16 protein-coding genes are annotated in these 19,395 nt (G+C 54.7%); 5 read left to right on the top strand and 11 right to left on the bottom strand.

Annotated features, from left to right (window positions below; translation table 11 throughout):
• Positions 1 to 47: 47 nt before the first annotated feature.
• From FHS30_RS04525 to FHS30_RS04505, 5 genes are all read right to left on the bottom strand, one after another.
• Positions 48 to 902: a carbon-nitrogen hydrolase family protein gene (locus tag FHS30_RS04525; protein ID WP_183908732.1), complete on the bottom strand. Its 855-nt coding sequence runs from the start codon at positions 900 to 902 to the stop codon at positions 48 to 50.
• A 107-nt stretch (positions 903 to 1,009) separates the two neighbouring features.
• A complete protein-coding gene (pdxR, locus tag FHS30_RS04520; RefSeq protein WP_246341125.1) occupies positions 1,010 to 2,977 on the bottom strand; it encodes a MocR-like pyridoxine biosynthesis transcription factor PdxR in 1,968 nt (655 codons plus the stop codon).
• A 7-nt stretch (positions 2,978 to 2,984) separates the two neighbouring features.
• A complete protein-coding gene (locus FHS30_RS04515) occupies positions 2,985 to 5,489 on the bottom strand; it encodes a choice-of-anchor D domain-containing protein (protein WP_183908730.1) in 2,505 nt (834 codons plus the stop codon).
• A gap of 191 nt (positions 5,490 to 5,680) precedes the next feature.
• Positions 5,681 to 8,020 carry a TonB-dependent receptor gene (locus FHS30_RS04510; RefSeq protein ID WP_246341124.1) on the bottom strand — a complete coding sequence of 780 codons (2,340 nt, stop codon included), beginning with the start codon at positions 8,018 to 8,020 and terminating at the stop codon, positions 5,681 to 5,683.
• A gap of 34 nt (positions 8,021 to 8,054) precedes the next feature.
• Complete coding sequence (locus FHS30_RS04505; protein WP_183908728.1) at positions 8,055 to 9,635, bottom strand: tetratricopeptide repeat-containing sulfotransferase family protein; 1,581 nt, start codon at positions 9,633 to 9,635, stop codon at positions 8,055 to 8,057.
• A gap of 208 nt (positions 9,636 to 9,843) precedes the next feature.
• Between FHS30_RS04505 and FHS30_RS04500 the strand changes: the two genes are divergently transcribed.
• The 4 genes from FHS30_RS04500 to FHS30_RS04485 are packed head-to-tail and all read left to right on the top strand — an operon-like array spanning position 9,844 to position 14,171.
• Positions 9,844 to 11,823, top strand: coding sequence for a Na+/H+ antiporter NhaC family protein (locus tag FHS30_RS04500; protein ID WP_183908726.1), 1,980 nt, complete (start codon positions 9,844 to 9,846; stop codon positions 11,821 to 11,823).
• Positions 11,801 to 13,114 carry an NAD(P)/FAD-dependent oxidoreductase gene (locus FHS30_RS04495; protein WP_183908725.1) on the top strand — a complete coding sequence of 438 codons (1,314 nt, stop codon included), beginning with the start codon at positions 11,801 to 11,803 and terminating at the stop codon, positions 13,112 to 13,114. The genes FHS30_RS04500 and FHS30_RS04495 overlap by 23 nt, the downstream gene beginning before the upstream one ends.
• A gap of 52 nt (positions 13,115 to 13,166) precedes the next feature.
• On the top strand, positions 13,167 to 13,553 hold the full coding sequence (locus tag FHS30_RS04490) for a hypothetical protein (protein ID WP_183908723.1): 387 nt from the start codon (positions 13,167 to 13,169) through the stop codon (positions 13,551 to 13,553).
• Between the two features lie 36 nt (positions 13,554 to 13,589).
• Positions 13,590 to 14,171: an HAD-IA family hydrolase gene (locus FHS30_RS04485; protein WP_183908721.1), complete on the top strand. Its 582-nt coding sequence runs from the start codon at positions 13,590 to 13,592 to the stop codon at positions 14,169 to 14,171.
• Between the two features lie 62 nt (positions 14,172 to 14,233).
• On the opposite strand, the gene FHS30_RS04480 is transcribed toward FHS30_RS04485, so the two are convergent.
• From FHS30_RS04480 to FHS30_RS04470, 3 genes are all read right to left on the bottom strand, one after another.
• The gene (locus tag FHS30_RS04480; protein WP_183908719.1) at positions 14,234 to 14,893 is read right to left on the bottom strand and encodes a transposase; all 660 of its coding nucleotides are present in this window, start codon (positions 14,891 to 14,893) and stop codon (positions 14,234 to 14,236) included.
• Positions 14,894 to 15,095: 202 nt separating this feature from the next.
• Positions 15,096 to 15,545, bottom strand: coding sequence for a hypothetical protein (locus FHS30_RS04475; protein WP_183908718.1), 450 nt, complete (start codon positions 15,543 to 15,545; stop codon positions 15,096 to 15,098).
• A 60-nt stretch (positions 15,546 to 15,605) separates the two neighbouring features.
• Positions 15,606 to 16,757 (bottom strand): PQQ-dependent sugar dehydrogenase, encoded by a 1,152-nt coding sequence (locus FHS30_RS04470; RefSeq protein ID WP_221197132.1) that lies wholly within the window; start codon positions 16,755 to 16,757, stop codon positions 15,606 to 15,608.
• A 112-nt stretch (positions 16,758 to 16,869) separates the two neighbouring features.
• Between FHS30_RS04470 and FHS30_RS04465 the strand changes: the two genes are divergently transcribed.
• Entirely contained in the window at positions 16,870 to 17,316 is a 447-nt protein-coding gene (locus tag FHS30_RS04465) for a hypothetical protein (protein ID WP_183908716.1), read from the top strand.
• On the opposite strand, the gene FHS30_RS04460 is transcribed toward FHS30_RS04465, so the two are convergent.
• From FHS30_RS04460 to FHS30_RS04450, 3 genes are all read right to left on the bottom strand, one after another.
• Positions 17,285 to 18,076 carry an SGNH/GDSL hydrolase family protein gene (locus FHS30_RS04460; protein ID WP_183908714.1) on the bottom strand — a complete coding sequence of 264 codons (792 nt, stop codon included), beginning with the start codon at positions 18,074 to 18,076 and terminating at the stop codon, positions 17,285 to 17,287. The two genes, FHS30_RS04465 and FHS30_RS04460, sit on opposite strands and share 32 nt — an antisense overlap.
• A 77-nt stretch (positions 18,077 to 18,153) precedes the next feature.
• Positions 18,154 to 18,855, bottom strand: a complete 702-nt coding sequence (locus tag FHS30_RS04455; protein ID WP_183908712.1) for a DUF3581 family protein — start codon at positions 18,853 to 18,855, stop codon at positions 18,154 to 18,156.
• 273 nt (positions 18,856 to 19,128) lie between these two features.
• Positions 19,129 to 19,287 (bottom strand): hypothetical protein, encoded by a 159-nt coding sequence (locus tag FHS30_RS04450; RefSeq protein ID WP_183908709.1) that lies wholly within the window; start codon positions 19,285 to 19,287, stop codon positions 19,129 to 19,131.
• Between the last annotated feature and the right edge of the window lie 108 nt (positions 19,288 to 19,395).

The raw sequence follows: 19,395 nt of genomic DNA, 5'->3' as shown, positions 1-19,395 counted from the left end.
TCAGGCCGCCCAACGTAGAGCCAGTTACGCGGCTAAAATGAGTCCAGTTAGCTGTCCTGTTCTGGCAATATCAGCTCGCCCAATTGCTGCAAGGCTGGCGATGCATGAGCGCCCTGCTGGTAGGCGGGAAATTGCACATCACAATCGCGCCAGCTTTTCAGCACCTGGCCCAAACCGTGCCATCCGCGCTCGCGGCAACGTCGCACATGTGCCAAATCCAACTCAACGGCAATGACTTCGCGCACTTCGCCGGCCTGATGTACAACTTCTCCGCCCGGCCCACAGACCACAGAACGCCCATTGCCTAAGCGTCCCGCCACATTGATATCCACAAAGTACACCTGATTGGATAACGCATTGGCGCGCGCCAAGGAGATCTCCACTTCGCGATCTATGGTGTTGGTCATAGTGGGATGCAAAATGACCTCCGCGCCCATCCACGCCAAGGTGCGCGACACCTCCGGAAACCACATGTCGTAGCAAATGCTGACCCCAAATCGACCTACACCGGGCACATCGAAGACGCAGCACTCAGCGCCGGGCGTGACACCTTTTTCATAGGGGGCAAAGGGAAAAATTTTTCGATAGCTGGCCACCTGTTGCCCCTGGGGATCGAACACCGGAGTGGTGTTGTATACCTGTCGCCCATCGGCCACAAACAGGCTGCCCGGCACCAACCAAACATTGTTTTCGCGCGCGCACTCGGCCAATTGCTCAAACACTGGGTGATCTGCAGTAACTGCCTGCTCAGTAGAGGGACCAAACAGCGCCAACTCGCCGATGACCACCATGTGCAACCACGGAAACCGCTTTTTAGCCAGCATCACTTCATGCACTAGCTCATCAAGATTATTTTGGTTGTTTAATGCAAGCTGCAAACCGGCAACGGCAAAACGACTCATTGGCAAATTCCCTGATTCATACCCATGTGAGCAATAGCACCTATTGCCCTAACTGTGTTCAGAGTAAGGGCATGTGAATCTGCGCCCTAGTGCCAGTTATTTACCGCTTATGGTTCCAGTTGTACTGCGCTCGTATCTTTGGCCTGTTGATGCCGCATGATGGCGCTGTCGATAAATCGGTGGTCGTGGTCATACCACCGCACTTGATCTTGTTCCACCACGGTATAAAAACTCATGGCCTCACCGTATGACCAGGTTTGCCACTGGCGATAAAATCGATCGTCGGCCACCCACCATCGGCCCTCGTCCTGCTCTTCATTGGCAAATCCCGCGTGCCCCACCATGCGACCGTCAGCTAGCAAATCGATAGTTAGCGGTTGCCCGTACACGGTTTTGGTTAGCAGCCGAGCGCCTGCCAGTGCGCGGGTAAGCTCCGCGTTGGTGAACCATTGTGGATTGGATTCATCCAATGCATCGCAGGGTTCACCCGAAAGCTCACGAATCAGTGCCGCTAATTTAGCAATGCCGGGTCTAATTTTCTCCACCGGCAACGAACTCACCCCCAACCGAAAACAGCCTGAATGATTCTCGGTTGCACCGTAAAAATGTGCGACGGGCTCAATGAGGATGCCGCGCATCTCCGCCTGCCGACACAACTCCTCAACCTGTAAGCCAGCGGGCCCCTGCACCCAACAACAAGTCCCCCCCTCCGACTCCATGGTGTAAACGGCGCGCGGCAAATAGTGATTCAAGGCGTTGCGCAAGGCGATCCATCGATCTTTAAAGGTTTGGTGCAGTCGCCGCATTGTGGCATCGAAATGGCCGAGCGATAAAAAAAATGCCGCAGTGCGTTGATTATTGGCCGCAGGGAAACGCGAAAGATAACGCCGCTCGTGGCGCAGCGCTTCGATCAGCTCTGCCGGCGCAATCATAAAGCCCAGGCGTAAACCCGCGGAAATTACTTTCGACAAACTACCGATGTAGATCACCCGGCCTTCACGGTCCTGACTTTTAAGCGAGGGGTGAGGATTGCCTAAAAAATTTGTTTCGCTATCAAAGTCATCTTCAATAATAATTTGATCGAACTGCGCAGCCTGCCCAAGCATCGCTGTGCGTCGCTCGGAACTTAGTGTCACCGTGGTGGGCACCTGATGGCTTGGCGTCACATAGATAAATTGGCTGCGACCGCTGTTTTTCGAGATATCTATACCGTGTGTATCGACGGGTAGAAACTCTAGTTCACTGCCAGCGCGCGTCACCAACTCGCGAAAATCGGGATAGCCAGGTTCTTCCATAGCCACGCACGTATCCACGTCAAACAACAAATTGGCCAGTAAAAACAGTCCCTGCTGAGCACCATTGGTTATTAGTATTTCATCCGGCCGCGCAGATATTCCACGGCGCGGCAAGATTTTGGTCCGAATTTGCTCGATCAATTGTGGGTCGTCAGCGTCGCCGCGGGCGCGCGACCAATCGTTAATTTCACGTACCCCTAAACTCAGGCGGCTCGCTTCGCGCCATTCAGCAACGGGAAATAACGACTGATCAAATTCGCCCTCCAAAAAGGGATAGGGATAATCCTGCCACTGGGGCGGTACCGGAAAGCCCGAATCAACCTGCACGTGCTTTGCCAAGCGTTGACGCCACAGGCGATTGACTGCGGGTTTGGCGTCGCCATCAGCTAACCGCGGGCCACCGCACTGCACCGCTTGACTCACGTAAATACCAGAGCGCTCGCGACTCACTAAATAACCTTCGTCAATGAGCTGTTGGTAGGCGAGCACCGCCGTATTGCGCGAGATACCTAAACTGTCTGCCAAGCGACGCGATGAAGGCAGGCGCTGACTGTTTGGAATCAACCCCTCCGCCACCAGCGTGACAATTTGCTGGCGCAACTGGGCTTGCAGGTTCAACTCTGAGTCTTCACTCAGCTTGATCAGGTTCTCAAGCATGGTATTACCCGAAACATTGGATGGTACTTTTGTACCAGCCTCGCCACCCAAGTACAAGGGCGAATCGTCCAGCATCAATGGGCCGAGACAAAAAAGCCCGCACAGGTGTGCGGGCGCAAGCATGAGCCATCTACTGACACAGGGATTGGATTTTATTTAGCTCTTTTGCGGAATCCACAAAACTGTATTCGTTGTTATCACTAAACATGTAATAGGTAATGTCATTGGGCAGCATAACCACCGACAGCCCACCATAACCGGACATATAAGGCACCCAGACATCGCTGCTACAATTCATTGCGTCTTTGGCGTTCCACGCCCAAAAACCGTTTTGATAGCGATCATACACGCTACCCGCGCTCAACCCGTGGTCGCCGGTGCGCTGCATTGATTCATCTAACATGGCGGTATCCAAAAGCGATTGGCCATTAATTTTTCCATCCGCCTGCGCTAAAAATTCCGCTAACTTAATGACATCGTCGCGGTGATAGGTCAAACCATAGCCCGCCAATACTTGAGATTGGCTGTCAAAAGTACGCAAGCTGGTGTAGGTAACTGGGCTTAGGCCCAACGGTTGCCAGATTTCCGGCACTAACAGGTCGGCGTAAAAATCTTGCCCTGCCCCCGCTTGTGACTGATAAAACATATTCATTGCACGACCGAGCAGATAGGTGTCGGAGGTGTGGTACACCCACAGACTGCCGGGCGCAGATTTACGGGGATAAGCGCAACTGTGAGCCACTTTTTCCGCATGTGTGTATTTCAGAAAAAAGTCATTGCTCGTAGTTGTTGATGCCTCATCCACCTCAAAGCCAGATGAGTCGTAATTTCCGGTAGCCATATCCAGTGCGTGTTCGAAGGTCACACCAGTCCACTGACTGCCAGAGCATTCGCCGACCCAATTGGATAAAGGTAAATCTTTTTGCACGCCCGCGTACTTTTGCTCCAAACGCATCAGGCCGATGGCGCCTACAGTGGATTTGGCCGTAGAGTAAGACGGTATATCCAAGACATCGCAATGGGGATAGGTGCCCTGGCGCGTATCGCAACCGCCGGCGTAGTGCACACCTGCAATGGCCACTCCAAATACCGTGCGATGATCAGCACTCTGTTCAGACCCTAGGGTAGCCGTGTTGATTCCAGCCGCGGGATAGTCCACGGCCAGCTCACTGATAGGTTTCACCATCATGCGATTAGCCACCTCTGTTTCGTATTGAGCCTGCAACTGAACGGCACCACTCACCGCTGCGGGTGCGTAGCTGGCAGACAACAAGCCCCACATATCGTATTTAAAATACGCACAGGTTTCCGCCGCAATTTGGTAGGCCACTTTGGTGATACTGCCGTCATCTTTAAATGCAAAACTCATCACTCCGTTGTGCGTGCAGTTGGCGCCATTTTCCTGCAGCGAGAACGGCAGTGAAACACGGCTGTAGCCATTATCACCGTCTTCTTGCCACACCCGTCCTGGCTCTAAAATGTAACTCCAGCTGGGGTGACTCGTTGCGATTAAGCCGCGCTGCACCGGTATCAAATGCGTCCCGTGTTGCACGAAGTCAAAACTGAATTCCGGCAGGTGCCCCGGGTCGGTGTAGGCATAAGCCAAACTCGTGCCGCGCTCCACAAAACTGCCGTTGGTGGCTTCGCCAAAAAGCGTCAAATTACCTTCAAAATTGTGCTGGGGGTTCGCGCCATTGGCGGGCAGTGCATAGGCGCTGTAATCCATTAAACTCACGCTGCCACCATTGAGCGAGGCGTAACTCAACGCGGTGCGATTTACATTGCCATTGCCCGTTAAGGGGTCATATACCGCCTGTGCCGCGATGCCGTTGCCCAGCAGTTGCACGTCCGCTGCCGGCATGTCTGGATCGTCGGAGTTGATGGTGAACAAATCACTCACACTGCCAGTGGTGGTAGGCGCAAAGGCCAGCGTCACCTGACACTGGCCCTGCGGTGCCAAGGTGGCATAGGCACAAGTGTCCGTGCTCACAGAAAACGGATTAGCGGGCGCCGACACTGCGCCAATGTGAAGATCGGCATTGCCGAGATTACTCACGGTAACGCTTTGCTGCGCACTGGCGCCCACCGCCACATCGCCAAAATCCAGCGCGCCCGATATCTGGATATCTGGTGCCGCACTCATGACATCCCCGGTCACCAGAATATTATCTGCCCAGCAATAATCGCCAGTGCTGTTGCCACTGGCGCGCAAGCGCAATTGCACATTGTCATTGTTGTCACCGCCTATCGGGGCTAAATAGCCGCTGTACAAAGTGACGCCGTTGTCCTGACCGTCATACACCGTGATGACGCGCTGCCAGGTTTGGCCGTCGGTGGACACCTCGCCCACACAAGTTTCACCATACTCCAAACTTGAAGCGGCAAATTGCATGGCCACTTGCACATTGTCGTAGCCCGCTGAGCTCATAGATTGGTCCGCCGTGCGCTGGCGCGTTAGCCGCAATGAATAATTCCCGGCATAAACGGTGACATAAGCAGTCCCGTAGCCACTGAATGCCCAACCATTGGCGTTGGCATCCTGAAAGTCTTCATTGAAAAGCGTTTCTGCAAACGCAGCTGACGTCAGGCTTGCAGAGACGAGGCAATACATGAGCGGGCGGACGATCGAGCGCATGGGAAATCCTCTTACAGTTAGCGATTGTTATTGAGAGGGGGTGCGATTCTGTCCTTTACCTTACGCTGATAAGCGGGAGCCCTTTAGCGCCAGTTGCCAGTTCTACGTAGTGCCAGCCGGCTACACGACAAAGCACCAGGCAAAAAAAAGCCCGCACAAGGCGGGCTTAAGGCTGACTTAGCAAACAGGCATTATTCCCATTCGAAACCGAAGCTAACTCCCACTGTGCGCGGGCGACTCGGGCCAAAGAAATGCGCGGGCACGATGCCGCCGTTGTTGTTCATACCGTCATAGGTGGTTTGGTTGGTGAGGTTTTCTATGTAACCAATGATCGACCAATTTTCATCGGAGCGATAACCGGCACGCAGTGTCCACTCTTGATAGGCATCGATTTTGGACTCCGCGACGTTTTCCCAACCGCCACCGCGCTCGGACTCCCAGGTAACCGACAAGTTGCCCACCAGCTGGCCACCGGTAATGGGATAGTGCGCGTTAAGCACGGCACTGCCGGCAAACTCTGGCGACCAAAACAGTGAGCTGCCCTCACAACCGAGCGGGTCGTCCAAGCCACAAATATCAGACAGCTTGGTGGCTTCGGTATCCAAATAACCCGCTGCCAAATACAAATCCCAGTTGTCGTTTAACGCCGCGGTGATGGTTCCTTCAAGGCCTTTGCCATCCACTACGCCCGCGTTTTGCACACTCGACGCACCGCCGTCGGCGATCACCACTTGCAGGTCTTGGTAGTCGTACCAGAAGGCCGTCATGGTGACATTGGCTTTACCATCCAGAATCGTGTCCTTATAACCCAGCTCCCATGAATCGACAGTTTCAGGTTCAAAGGTGTTCAAACTTTGAACGTTGGGATCGATTTGGCTGCCCCATTCAAAGTCGTCATCAAAGTCCATGTTAAAAGTACCGAAGCCACCGGGCTTGTAGCCTTGGGTGTAGCTCGCAAAAAACATTCCGCTATCCATGGGGCGCCAGCGCACCAGTGCACGCAAGGTGGTGTCTTGCCAACTCTTCGAGCCTTTAATATCGCCGTCGGTGTAGAAACCGTAGGCCCAGTAGGCACCCAAGTAGCTATCTGGTTCAGGCACATTTTGGGTAAAGGTTTTCTGGTCGTCTGAATAGCGAACACCGATGCTGGCATCCAATTGGTCGCTGAACTCATAGGTTAAATCCACGTACGCGGCCCAACCTTCGTAATCCCCTTTGGCGCGACTGGATTCGTCCAAATTGCCGTCTGCACTGGCTTCAAAGTCGGTGTAGTAATCGCTGCAACCGCCGATGGTGGCATCGTAGTACTCGTAGTAATAGTACTTACACATTTCATCTTCGGAGGCGCGGAAGTTGAACCGGGTGTCGATACTTTCACGGTAGTAAGACACACCCGCATACCACGACAAGGCGTCGCTACCCGTGGAGGTCAGGCGAAATTCTTGCTGAAAATAATCGCCGGTTTGATCTTGGGTGTAGTTACTCAGATTGGCGGGCGTGCCGTCGTAATCTTCGGAGTAGTAGTAGTCGTGATCTTTGTAACCGGTATTGGAACTCAGCTCTGCAAAACCGAGGTCGTAAGTCAGCTTCAAGCCAAACGATAGAATATCGGCGTTGTCGGCTTCGCCTGCGGCCAAATCAATATCGGCATCGCGCTTGTTGCCGCGCACGGTGATGGGGCCATTTGATGCTTGTAAACGCTCCCAGGTATCACCTGTGGTCACGGCGCGATACACAGAACCCGATTGTTCGCGAGTTTCGTATTCCACCGTGGTGTCGATGCCGAGCTCGCCACTTTGATAGGCCGTCGACCAGCGAATGGCGGATTTATCGTGACCAATTTGATCTTCTTGGCCCGAGAAATTTTCCACATAACCATCTTCTTGCGAGTGATAACCGGCTACGCGCATGGCAAAGTTATCAGACATGGCCATGTTGACGGCGCCTTCCACCACGCCGTGACCGCGCTGACCAATGTCCACATCGATGTAACCTGAATTGCCGCCGTTGATGTCGGCCTTGGCGGTGTGCACGCTGATGGCGCCGCCAATAGAGGAGCGGCCAAACAAGAAGCCTTGGGGCCCCCGCAACACTTCCGAGCGCTCCATGTCGTACAGACTGGTTACCGCAGCACCGTTGCGACCTTCATAGAAATCGTTTTTAAAGAACGCCGCCGAGGGATCGCCACCCACACCAAAATCTTGGGTGCGAATACCGCGTACACTCACCGCATCTAAAAAGGAATCTTTCGAGTTACCCGTTACACCCGGCGTGATGTTAATTAAATCTTTCACATCATCCAGATTATTGTCCTTGGTAAAGTCACCGGTAAATGCAGAAATCGCCAGCGGCACATCCTGCACATTTTCGGCACGCTTTGTGGCCGTTACGGTAATCTCTTCAAGCCAATCTTGTGCCTGTGTAGTGGCAGATAGGCCGGTGGCAAAGAGCGCAGCCGTGATACTGGCAGCGAGTCGCTTGCGTCTGAGTGACGTCGGATGGTTGGTTTGCATGGGTGCCTCTCTTGTCATTGTGATCCCCTTGTTTTAGCTAGACTAATGCGTGTTAAACCTCGATATTTTCACTGCTGAGCGTCTGCAGCATGGGCTGCAGTTGTTGTTGGTATTTTTTCCAGCGGCCAATGGAGCGGGTGTGTACGGGTTCGCGTACCTGCGCGGCACTGGCGGTGGCCACGGTGCTTGACTGCTGATGAAATTGTAAACATTGCGCTTGCCAGGGCAGCTCTAAATAGTCCAGCAACGCGCGCGCATTGGGCTCAAGATCTTGTGCCGTGGCTTCGTAGCTGATATCAAAAATGCGCCCCGGAAATTCGCGGTGATAATGTGCCATCAAGCGCCGATAGCGGGCGTGGTGACGCGCCATTTCTGCTTGATCGTAGGAATGCAAATAGGCGTCGGCGAAGAGCTGTTTGAAACTGGCGAAGCAGGCGTCCATGGGGTTGCGCGTGAGGTGCACAATTTTAGCCTTGGGCAGCGCTTTTAAAATAAATGGAATCAACAGATAGTTGACGGGCAGCTTATCCACAAAGCGCGAAGTATCGCCCTGCATACGCCGAGTTGCTTCCATGTACATATTGCCCACCTGCCGGTAATCCAATGGCAGGGCGGCGTTAAATAGTGCTGCAGAAAACCGCTTCGGGTCTTGATGGCGGCTGAGGCGCCGCAACGATAAACCAAACTGCTGCAATTCACCTGCCGATGTCACATCGGTGTGACTGGAGATGATGCGTTCAATCAAGGTGGTGCCGGTGCGCGGCTGCCCCAACACAAAAATGGGTGCGCGGTGCTCACTGCCCGGCCCGTCAGCCAACCACTCGGCGGTGCAGTGTTCCGTTAAAAATTCAACCATGGCAATTTCGGCAGCTTCATCGAAGGCCACCGTATTGCGACGCGCTTTGGCACCCGCCATAAACGCCTCGATGGCCGAGGACCAATCCTCCAAATCTTCACTTTCTTTACCGATGGCATAGTGCAAAAACGCCTGTGCGCGCTCTGGCAATTGCGGTTGCGCCAGCAGCTCACGCATCTGCGCAATGTGGGTGTCGTCCTGCGCTTTGTGCGCCGACGCCAACGCCCAGTGCGCCTGCGCATGGCCGGGCACTTTGGCGAGCACCTGCTGGTAGTCGGCAGTCGCTTGGGTCAACTCCCCGTGATACACGCGGTTGCTGGCGAGATTCAAACGGTACTGAATATTGTCGGGCGCGCCGGCCACCGCCTGCTCAAACTGTTGCCGCGCCAAGCCGTGATCGCCCATGCGCGAATAGACGGCGCCCAACAGGTCTTGCACTAAAGGGTCGCTACTTTTATGGGCTTCCGCTTGCTTCAACGCCGCATCGGCGCGATTGACCTGCCCCTCTTCCATAAACAATTTGGCGAGGTGCGCCCAGGCAGCAGCGTGGCTGGGTTGCAAGGTGGTCACGGAACCGAAGGCCTGTACGGCAGTGGCGCGGTCGCGCATCTCAAGGGCCACCAACCCCACTAAAAAATGAGCCTGAGGTAGCCGTGGATTCATCGACATGATTTGCTGACACAGGCGTGCAGCCTGCTGGGGCTGGCCCGCGTTAAGTAGTGCGAAACCCTGCTTAAGCAAAGTGGGCAGTGGTGGACTGGCGATAGCGTGATCCATTTGAGCCTGCGTCGTTGTTGTTATGGTTTGCACACAACTAAACCCCAGAGGGTTCAAAAGTATGCACAGTATTTAATCAAATTGCGCCAATCCGAATAATTGTTCAATACCCTATCGGGGTCAAGCAATAGAACACTGGCGTTCGAGCGTGGCGTTGGTTACATTCCGTCTTTCGCTTTTTCCCACAAGACCATTTTCTGGGTGCCCCATGCCATATAACCATAGCAAATACCGCCCGTTTCGGACGTTATTACTTACCATTGCCGCCCTGTTGCTGAGCGCGAGCTGTCTTGCCTCTGAGGCAGATCAAACTGACACTCCCTGGACACTGCCCGCTATTGTGCTTAAAGAAGTGCCTTTCAGTGTCACCATAGCCAACGCCGACGCGCTGCAACAGCGCACACTGTTTGTCACCGTTAACGGCAAGGCCCATCAGGGCACCTTAGAAGAGGGCACGCTGACCTTCACCGATTTGGTTAGCGATCAAAGCCCCGCACAGCTCACGCTGAGCAGTAACGGCCACACGCTGGCCGACGCCGAAATTACCGCGCTGCCGGGCTGGTTCTCGCTAATCCCCGCCCTTATGGCGGTGACCATGGCCCTGCTGCTGCGCAACGTGATGGTGGCGCTGTTTGTGAGTTTAATCACCGGCATTTGGATGGTCTACGGGATGACCGCAACGGGCCTCGGCCACGCCATTTTGGACGCCTGCCAAGTGTATGTCATCAACGCGCTCACCGAGCGCGAGCACATGGAGGTGGTGGTTTTTTGCTTCTTGATTGGCGGCATGGTGGGCATCATCTCCCGCAATGGCGGCACCATGGGTATCGCGGAACGCATTACTCGCGTGGTTAAGAACCGCTCACAAACACAGCTGTCCACCAGCTTTTTAGGGCTGGCGATTTTCTTCGACGATTACGCCAACAGCTTGATTGTGGGCAACACCATGAAGAAGATTTCCGACACCATGCGCATCTCTCGCGAAAAGCTGGCGTACATCGTCGATTGCACCGCGGCGCCCGTATCGGCCATTTTATTCGTCACCACCTGGATCGGCTTTCAGGTCGGCGTCATTAACGACGGCCTATCCACCATCGGCAACTTTGACGAATCCGCCTATTCGGTGTTTTTGAATTCCCTCATGTACAGTTTCTACCCCGTGCTGGCCATCGTGTTTGTGTTGCTAATTGCCAGCTCAGGCAAGGATTTTGGCCCCATGTTGCGCGCCGAGCAGCGCGCGTTTCACACCGGTCGCGTACTCAGCCCCGCCATGGATCACGACAGTGGCCCAGCCCCCGAAGAAAAAGACCTCGAAGCCAAACCCGGCGTGCCCCATCGCGCCTTTAATGCCGTGATCCCCATGTGCGTGCTCATTGGCGTCACCATGGTATCCATTTACATGACCGGGCTCGCGAGTCCAGACCGCGCCGACGATTCGCTGCGCGAGATCATTGGCAACGCCAACTCCTTTGCCTCCATGATGTACGGCTCGGTGGCTGGCTGTATCGTGGCCTTTGTGATGACGTTGGGCCAGCGATTGCTGACCGTGCACGAAATCACCGATGCCTGGTTTGCCGGCGCCAAAGCCGTGATGCTGGTGATTTTTGTGCTGACCTTGGCGTGGGCCCTGTCAGCGGTGAACACCGAACTGCACACCTCGGACTTCTTGATTTCAGCACTGGGCGACACCTTAAATCCCAACCTGATGCCGCTGGTGATCTTCCTGTTGGCCGCGTTCATGGCGTTTGCCACCGGCTCGAGCTGGGGTGTCATGGGCATCATGATGCCGATGGTGGTGCCCTTGGCCTGGGCAGTGCTGGTGCACAACGACATGACCGGCACCGAGCACTTGCACATATTTTACTCCTCCGTATCCGGCGTCTTAGCGGGCGCCATTTGGGGCGACCACTGCTCGCCGTTGGCTGAATCCACACTGCTGTCGGCCATGGCCTCGGGCTGTGATTTGATCGACCACGTACGCAGCCAAATGCTCTACTGCCTCGTTGTGGGTGGAGTGGGTATGCTTATCGGCACCCTACCCGCCGGCTTTGGCCTACCTTGGTGGCTGTGCATGTTGGTGGGCGCCGTGCTTTTGTGGCTGATCGTGCACTACTTTGGTCGCCGCGCGGAAGACACCCTGCCAGCCGCGCAAGTTGAGGTTAACCATGGCGCCGCCGAAAGCGCCTGATCCCATCGGCCCGGCGGCACCTGAGTGCTACTGGGCCGACACCGCCACGGCGCCGCAGTTGCCGCCCGTTTCGCTCGATTCCAGTTACGACTTGATCGTAATCGGGGCCGGCTTCACGGGCATGAACGCGGCCCTCACTGCTGCCGAGGCGGGTATGCAAGTGCTGGTACTCGATGCCCACGCGCCGGGCTGGGGCGCCAGTGGTCGCAACGGCGGCTTTTGCTGCATTGGCGGGGATCATTTAGGCATTACCGCCATCGCAAATAGATTTGGCGAAGACGACGCCAAACGCTACGCGCTTGGCCAACTTGCCGCCATCGATCACGTGGCTGCCCTGTGTGAAAACCACGGCATTGATGCCGATCGCTGCGGACAGGGCGAATGGGTACTGGCCCACAAGCATGAACGCCGTGCCGACCTGCTGAATTACCAACGGGAACTCGCGCACTTCTACGGTTTGCAGGCGCAGCTGCGCCCCACAGCAAATCTGGACAGTGCCGGCAATATCAACCCCTACAGCCAGCCGGCACTTTGGACGCCAACAGGCTTTGGCCTGCACCCCCTCAAATACCTTTATGGCCTGATTGACACAGCACTAGCGCGCGGCGCTCACATCCATGCGCCCGCGCGCGTCACGGGACTGCGCGCCAGCCCTGCTGGCTGGCGCGTTCAGGGCGAGGACTTTCAATTGCGCGCACGGCGGGTGCTTATCGCCACCAATGCCTACACCCAAGACACGCTCACCCGAAAATTGCGCGGCCGACTGCTGCCAGCCCAATCCAATATTTTAGTGACCCAACCGCTGCCTGCAGACACCTTGCGTGCCATGCATTGGGCCCATCTCACACCGGCCTACGACACGCGTCGGCTGCTATATTACTTCCGCCTGTTGCCCGATGGACGGCTATTGTTCGGTGGCCGCGCCGGAATTTCAGAGTCTGCGACGAGTTTTGCGGCGAGACGGGCGCAACACACGGCGGACTTCCTGCAACTGTTCCCCGCCGCCCACGGCCTTGGCATAGACTATTTCTGGAGAGGACGCGTTGCCCTAAGCCGCAGTCAAACGCCACATGTCGCCAAATTGGCAAACGGCCTTTACTGCGCACTGGCCTTTCATGGCAACGGCATTGCCATGGGCAGTTGGTCTGGCCACCAAGCAGTGAAATTAATGTTAAAGGCCGAACATCAGCTGCCGGATTTTATGCAGCGAGCGCCGCGACGGTTTCCACTGCCTTGGCTCAGGCCACTGTACTTGGCGGCGGCCTACGTCGCTTATCAATGGCTAGATTGATGCGAGTAAACGCGGTTTTGCACCGCAACATACACGGTAATATCGGAAAATTATGGAACAAAAAGTCAAACGCTGGCTGATGTACCTTGCCCTTGGCACTGCGCTTGCGCTGTGTGCGAGCGCCATGGCTTTTTTGCTGCTGTGCGGCGTTACGCCGTCAGTGACCGTGTACAACAACAGCCCATGGCCCTTGAGCAGCGTACAGGTCACGCTTCCCTCCAATAGCCTTCGCTTTGATGCCATAGGCCCAAATGAAGAGCAGCGTATTTTTTACGACGCCAATCAAGCCGACGGCGTCTACCGCATTGAACTGGAACGACAGGGCAAACGCCTCAGCACCGAATGTGGTTACGTCACCCACGGCGAATGGGGTAAGCGGTTACAAGTGATTGTGGATGAAACCGATCACATCCAGTGTCGCGAACAATTGCACTACTGACGCAACCCTTTCCCTCTATCAGCGAGCAACGCCCGAGTGACGACACTGCGCGGAATTATTTTTGATTTAGATGGCACCCTTGTGGACTCCCGGCTCGACTTCGCCGCCATGCGACGGGAATTGGGGTTACAGAATGGGGAGGGGTTGCTAGAACATCTTGCGAGCCTCACCGATCCAGCAGCGCGCCAACAAGCTGAGGCCGTTATCGAGCGGCACGAGCTGGCTGGGGCCCACGCCGCCACCTGGATTGAGGGTGCAGAACACGCCTTGCATCAACTGCGCAGCGCGCAAGTGCCCATGGCCATCGTCACGCGCAACATGCGCAGCGCCACCGATCACATGGTTAAAAAGCTCGGCATTCCCATCGAGCACATCATCACCCGCGAAGATTGCCAACAGGTAAAACCCCACCCCGAAGGATTATTGGCCGTCGCAAGTTACTGGCAAATAGCCCCGCGTGCGCTGGCCTACCTCGGCGATTTTAAATTTGATTTAGAAGCCGCGCGCCATGCGGGTATGCACGCATGGCTGTGGCGCAATGACAGCAACAGCGAATTCGAACACTTGGCCGATGCCGTCTTTCACCGCTTTGAAGAAATCACCGAACGGTTGCTATAAATCGGGGACAGTTTACCTATTTCCAGCCCACTCAGGCATTTCACATCTTCGCAACAACACACCTAGAGCAACGGCTTTCGACCGCGCTTCTTAGGCCTAAGCGCTAGCCCCGTCATTTTCTCAAGTTGACTCATAAACTGATCAGTACCCGCTGGCCGACCAGAACGGCTGTGTTGTCTGATTACGTCAATCAGGTCGCTATCATCGTCGCCAGTTAAATAGCCCTGCCAGTTGTTAATGCGCTCTAGCATTGGTTGCACCGCTGTCACCTTATCATCCTCACCCAACAAATGAGCCCGCACACTAGACCAAGGCCATTGCGCGGCCTGACGCACTAACCCAGCGTTAACGGGGTTCAATTCCACATAGCGTACAGCTGCTACCAAATGTTGCTCGTCCATGACAAAAGAATGAAAGCGCTCCTGCCACAGATGCCCTTTCCAACCCTCGCGCAAATTGATAGTTCGTGTATATCGCCTGTGCACCTGGCGGAACAGCGCTGCAAGACTATCTTCACGCGCCGGAATAGCCACCAGATGCACATGGTTTGGCATCAAACAATAAGCCCAGATCTGTACACCCGCTTCATCTTTATATTTACAAATCAGATTGAGATAGTGCTGGTAATCGGCATCGGAGAAAAACGTCTGCATACGGCGATTGCCGCGCTGAGTTACGTGATGAGGGAAATACGGAACTACAAGCCTTGGCATCCTTGCCATTGTATTGCTCCTTGAAAAAGTTTTACCTACATCGCAGATTAAAGCGCTTTGTAGTTATTAAGTAAACTGTCCCCGTTACTCAATACGCTCAACCAACGCCTGGCCAAAAGCAGTTAAAGCGTTACACGCGATGTCTTTAAAACACCAATGGTGCCTTTAAAACACGAATGGTGCCCCGGGTAAATATCGACGGATTTCGAGCCTATGCCAAGGGACGACTCAAGCGCGCCCAAGACTGCCAAGTCCCAAGCGCGTAGGACAGCCCAAACACGAAACAGATGGCAGAGCTGACGACCCAAAACGTCACGCTGTTATCAGGAAAGAATGGCATGAGCGCTGCAAAAGCAACGCCGCGCACCAAATAAATTACCGCAATAATACTTAACCCCAATCGCAATAGCGGAAGCCGACGAATAACGCCAGCGCCAGACAAGGCGTACAACGACCACAACGTCAACACCACAACGATAGCCAGGGTAACTAACGTCGGGTAGCGATTGCCCGCCTCCGCCATTTGTGCCATGCGCTCTCCGGCCCCTAAGAAACGATACCAATCGCCGCCAAAAACAATACAACCCAAATGCAGCAATGCGGCTACAGCGCTGCAGATTCCCGCAAAGATCAAGGTGGCATTTTTAGATTCTGTATTCATCGCACGTCCTTTTATGACTACTTCCCATCTGCGCAATTATGCCCAACTATCAGTCTGAAACTATTTGCTAGGCATGACTTTAATCACCTTGCCTTCCCGACTGTCGGTCAACAAATACAATGCCCCTTCGGGGCCTGCGTAGACCGCGCGCAAACGCTCGCCCAACTCTTTGAACAGCGACACTTGGTGTGTGGGTGTGTTGCCATCCATTTGTACCCAGCGCACCTCCTTGAACTTTAACGCGCTCGCCAACAGGTCACCTTTCAGCTCCGGGAATAGGTCACCGTTGTATACCGCAAGTGACGAAGGCGCGATGGAGGGCGTCCAATTGATCAGCGGTTGTTCCATGCCGGGGTACTCGGTGTAGGGCGTGATGGACGCGCCGGAATAATCCACGCCATAGGTGATCACCGGCCACCCGTAGTTGTTGCCGGGCTTAAGGATGTTAACTTCATCGCCGCCCTTGGGGCCGTGCTCGTTGCTAAACAAGATTTTTCGCACGGGGTCATAGGCCATGCCTTGTGGATTGCGATGACCGAATGAATAGATGGCTGGGTGATAGCCTTTTTTGTCCACGAAGGGATTGTCGGCGGGAATGCTGCCGTCGTCGTTTACGCGTATCATTTTCCCGAGCAAGCTATCGGATTTTTGCGCGTCTTCTCTAAAATCGTAGCCATCGCCCACACCCATTACCAATGAGTTATCTGGCAGGAACGCAATGCGCGCGCCGTAGTGCACCGGCGTGTGCTTCGTGGGTGTTGCGGTAAAAATCACCTCCACGTCCGTAAACGCATTGCCTTTAATGCGACCACGGACGATGCGCGTGGCGTTGGCAGATGGCTCGCCCCACGCCAACGATAAATACACCCAGCCATTGTTTGGATAATCGGGATGCAGGGCCAGGTCGTGTAAACCACCCTGCCCTTTAAAAAAAGTGGCGGGCACGCCGGTTAGCGGCGCCGAAAGCTTACCCTTGCTGACGAGCCGCAAACTGCCGCTGCGCTCACTCACCAATAATTGACCGTCGGGCAGAAAGGCCATTGCCCAAGGCAAATACAGGCCTTCGGCAACGGTAGTTAACGAATAAGGTTGTAGGGATTTAGCATCGCCCTCGGCGGCAACCACAGACTGCGGTAACTGCGTCGTTAGCGCCACTAGAAACAGCCCCAACCAGGAACCCAAGCTCAACCGTTGTAATAATTTGCTTTTCATTTTGATGTCCCGTTAACTAACCCGTAGTTGCGTTACTGTATAGGCAATGCCATGTTTTGCAACCAACCGCTTGCTATCGCCAGCCGCTGCCACATGATTTAAGGATTAACACATGTTTATCAAGCACCGATTGTTACCTTGGCTACTGGCCGCTACGGCGGGTTTTGTAGTGGCGAGCGTCAGCCATTCGCAAGCAGTCTTGTATCGACTGACAGCACTGGGCATTGAAATACCGCTGGCAGTCAGGTTGCAATCCACGTGGAATGATCTGGTGGGTCTGAGCCCTGCCTATTGGCCCATCATTGGCGTGGGCCTTGCCATTGCGCTGCCCTGTGCGGGGTGGCTGTCAGGCCGCTGGCCGTCACTTCGACTGGCGCTGTTTATGTTGGCGGGGTTTACCGCAATGGCGGCCATTTTATTGAGCATGCAACCCATCATGGAAATCACTGTGGTCGCCGGCGCGCGCGGCGCCCTGGGTATGTTGGCGCAATGTCTATCTGGCGCCATTGCGGGTGCCGTATTCGCGCTTACAGCACCGCCAAAATTTTCTGGGCAATAAGCTTAAAGCCAGCAGAATTTGGATGAATTTCATTGCGCCAATGATTGCTTGCCAGCGTGCCCTGCGTGTCTACCACCACAAATCGACCTGGGTACTCCACTGCCAATGCCTGCAACATGGCGCGAAATTGCTCGAGCAAATAGCGCACAACGTCTGCCATAAGCGTCCGATCGCTGTAACCTAGCGAGCGAAACACCGGATAGATCCACGACTCACCAATGGGAAACACATCAAACAGCGCATAACCGCGCTTGGAGGGAATGGGATAATCGTAGGTGTGGGTAATGATGCGTGTGTGGGGATTACGTGAAAACTGCTCCACCCGGTGAATGAGCTCTTCATAAACCGCGCGCAATTGCAGTAACTTATTTTGCAGCCGCTGCTCGTGCACTGCGCCGATGCGATCAAGACCCGGCGCAAACGGCCGCACTAAATAATCCAAATCGTAACGACCCACCATGTCGTTGCCGCCACCTGAAAACAATAAATAGTCAAAGTGGGTATTGCTGATACGCTTCATCATCGCGTGCTTTTGCTCGCCACTCATCATCGTCACCGCCTCGTCGCCATTGCTGGCAGTGGCGTAGATTGCCAAGTGGTCGTGCTTAGCTAAATGATGAACAACATTGCTGGGCTTACCGAAGGCGATGTAGCGACGCGGGTAGGCAAACCAGGAATCGCCTTCGGCCAAAATGCGTTTGGCATCGGGGTTATCGGCGACCAGCTCATCGAACTGCTGGGAATCTGAGGTATAGGGCACGGCATTTCCTTACGCGTCGATCAGCGGCCAGTGTAGCAACCCGCTCACCCCCTTGGGTAGCGTCGGCCACCGGCTGTTTAACCCAAGCGCGCCTTGCGCTCGTCATAATAAGCCACCACACCTTCCACGGCAGCTTCATCGAATTCACGCAGCCCACTAAGTACCAAACACTTTTCACCGCGTCCTACTTGGGTCTCGCCATCGTAAAACGCAAAGCTCACCTTCGCTTGGCCCCGTTTGCCATCCACGGTCAGGCTGTTGCCGGCAGGCTTGAGTTGAAGATCCGCGATATCCAGGCGATCAAACTGCAGATGCATGGATTGATAAATCACCATCGGGCGCGCTGGATTGATCATCACCTGCTGCTCACGCCACAGGGGCACCAGAATGTGCGGAAAGGTGTGGCCAGAAAACGCCACATAGGCGCGGGTTAACATTTCAATGAGCTGCGCATCGTGAGACTGGGTGCCACCGCGGGCCACCGACATGTACAACTTGTCATTGCCGTCGCGCACATCCACCTTGTTGCCATCTTCGCAAAATCGCAGCGCCACATCCTCTTGCACCATATCGGCAAAGGTAAAATCCATGGTTTGCGACAAACCATTTTGCGCAAGCGTTAAGGCAAACAGCAAATCGCCGGGCACGCAAAAGCGCTTGGCATCAGTATCGTGAATGGGGTTAAAGTCATCGGCAACCTGCTTGGCAAAGCGACTCGCCTGCGCGCGCGTAAAGGAAAACTCTTGACCGGATTGTTTAAAAAAGTCACCTAACCACATGCCGAAATGCCTGATTCAATTGCAGAGGCGCGATTATACAGGCTTGCGGGGGGATGCAAAGGCTCTCACCGCACCTTGCCGCGGCAGTACACCAACGCCATTGGCTGAGTTTCGCGCCATCGTACCTTGGCCACCAACACCGAGTGTTCAAAACACCGCCAAACTGCCACCGGAAAACAACCGGCGGCCAATAACCTCTGCTCAGGCCGGGAAATGTTGATTACATCGACATACCCCGGCAACGGGTCGAGAAAGTGCACTTTTATCGACACGTCACCCAAAATACTCCACCACCCAGGCACACACCTGCCGGTTGATACCCACCACGGGATTAATGTGCGCGTAATCGCGCTGAATACGGGCACGGGCCTCGGTTAATACCTCTGAGAGTGTGCTGAGCAGGGGCGTAAGGGGGAATTGCTGGGGAGCCATGGCATTACCGGAGTTGGAAAGGGGAATTATGGCATGTGAAATAAAACGGCTAAAAAGCAACTTTTATGTTGCTTTGGCAAATACCGATGTGCCGAAGTGTATAGAACT

The organism is Simiduia aestuariiviva, assembly GCF_014192475.1.
GTDB classification, from domain to species: domain Bacteria; phylum Pseudomonadota; class Gammaproteobacteria; order Pseudomonadales; family Cellvibrionaceae; genus Simiduia; species Simiduia aestuariiviva.
This window is presented reverse-complemented; position numbering and strand designations above follow the sequence as displayed.

Bases quoted from the DNA above. Each gene is read 5' to 3' on its own strand.
- FHS30_RS04525 (WP_183908732.1), bottom strand. From the start codon at position 902: ATGAGTCGTTTTGCCGTTGCCGGTTTGCAGCTTGCATTAAACAACCAA.
- pdxR (WP_246341125.1), bottom strand. From the start codon at position 2,977: ATGCTTGCGCCCGCACACCTGTGCGGGCTTTTTTGTCTCGGCCCATTG.
- FHS30_RS04515 (WP_183908730.1), bottom strand. From the start codon at position 5,489: ATGCGCTCGATCGTCCGCCCGCTCATGTATTGCCTCGTCTCTGCAAGC.
- FHS30_RS04510 (WP_246341124.1), bottom strand. From the start codon at position 8,020: ATGACAAGAGAGGCACCCATGCAAACCAACCATCCGACGTCACTCAGA.
- FHS30_RS04505 (WP_183908728.1), bottom strand. From the start codon at position 9,635: ATGGATCACGCTATCGCCAGTCCACCACTGCCCACTTTGCTTAAGCAG.
- FHS30_RS04500 (WP_183908726.1), top strand. From the start codon at position 9,844: ATGCCATATAACCATAGCAAATACCGCCCGTTTCGGACGTTATTACTT.
- FHS30_RS04495 (WP_183908725.1), top strand. From the start codon at position 11,801: ATGGCGCCGCCGAAAGCGCCTGATCCCATCGGCCCGGCGGCACCTGAG.
- FHS30_RS04490 (WP_183908723.1), top strand. From the start codon at position 13,167: ATGGAACAAAAAGTCAAACGCTGGCTGATGTACCTTGCCCTTGGCACT.
- FHS30_RS04480 (WP_183908719.1), bottom strand. From the start codon at position 14,893: ATGGCAAGGATGCCAAGGCTTGTAGTTCCGTATTTCCCTCATCACGTA.
- FHS30_RS04475 (WP_183908718.1), bottom strand. From the start codon at position 15,545: ATGAATACAGAATCTAAAAATGCCACCTTGATCTTTGCGGGAATCTGC.
- FHS30_RS04470 (WP_221197132.1), bottom strand. From the start codon at position 16,757: ATGAAAAGCAAATTATTACAACGGTTGAGCTTGGGTTCCTGGTTGGGG.
- FHS30_RS04465 (WP_183908716.1), top strand. From the start codon at position 16,870: ATGTTTATCAAGCACCGATTGTTACCTTGGCTACTGGCCGCTACGGCG.
- FHS30_RS04455 (WP_183908712.1), bottom strand. From the start codon at position 18,855: ATGTGGTTAGGTGACTTTTTTAAACAATCCGGTCAAGAGTTTTCCTTT.
- FHS30_RS04450 (WP_183908709.1), bottom strand. From the start codon at position 19,287: ATGGCTCCCCAGCAATTCCCCCTTACGCCCCTGCTCAGCACACTCTCA.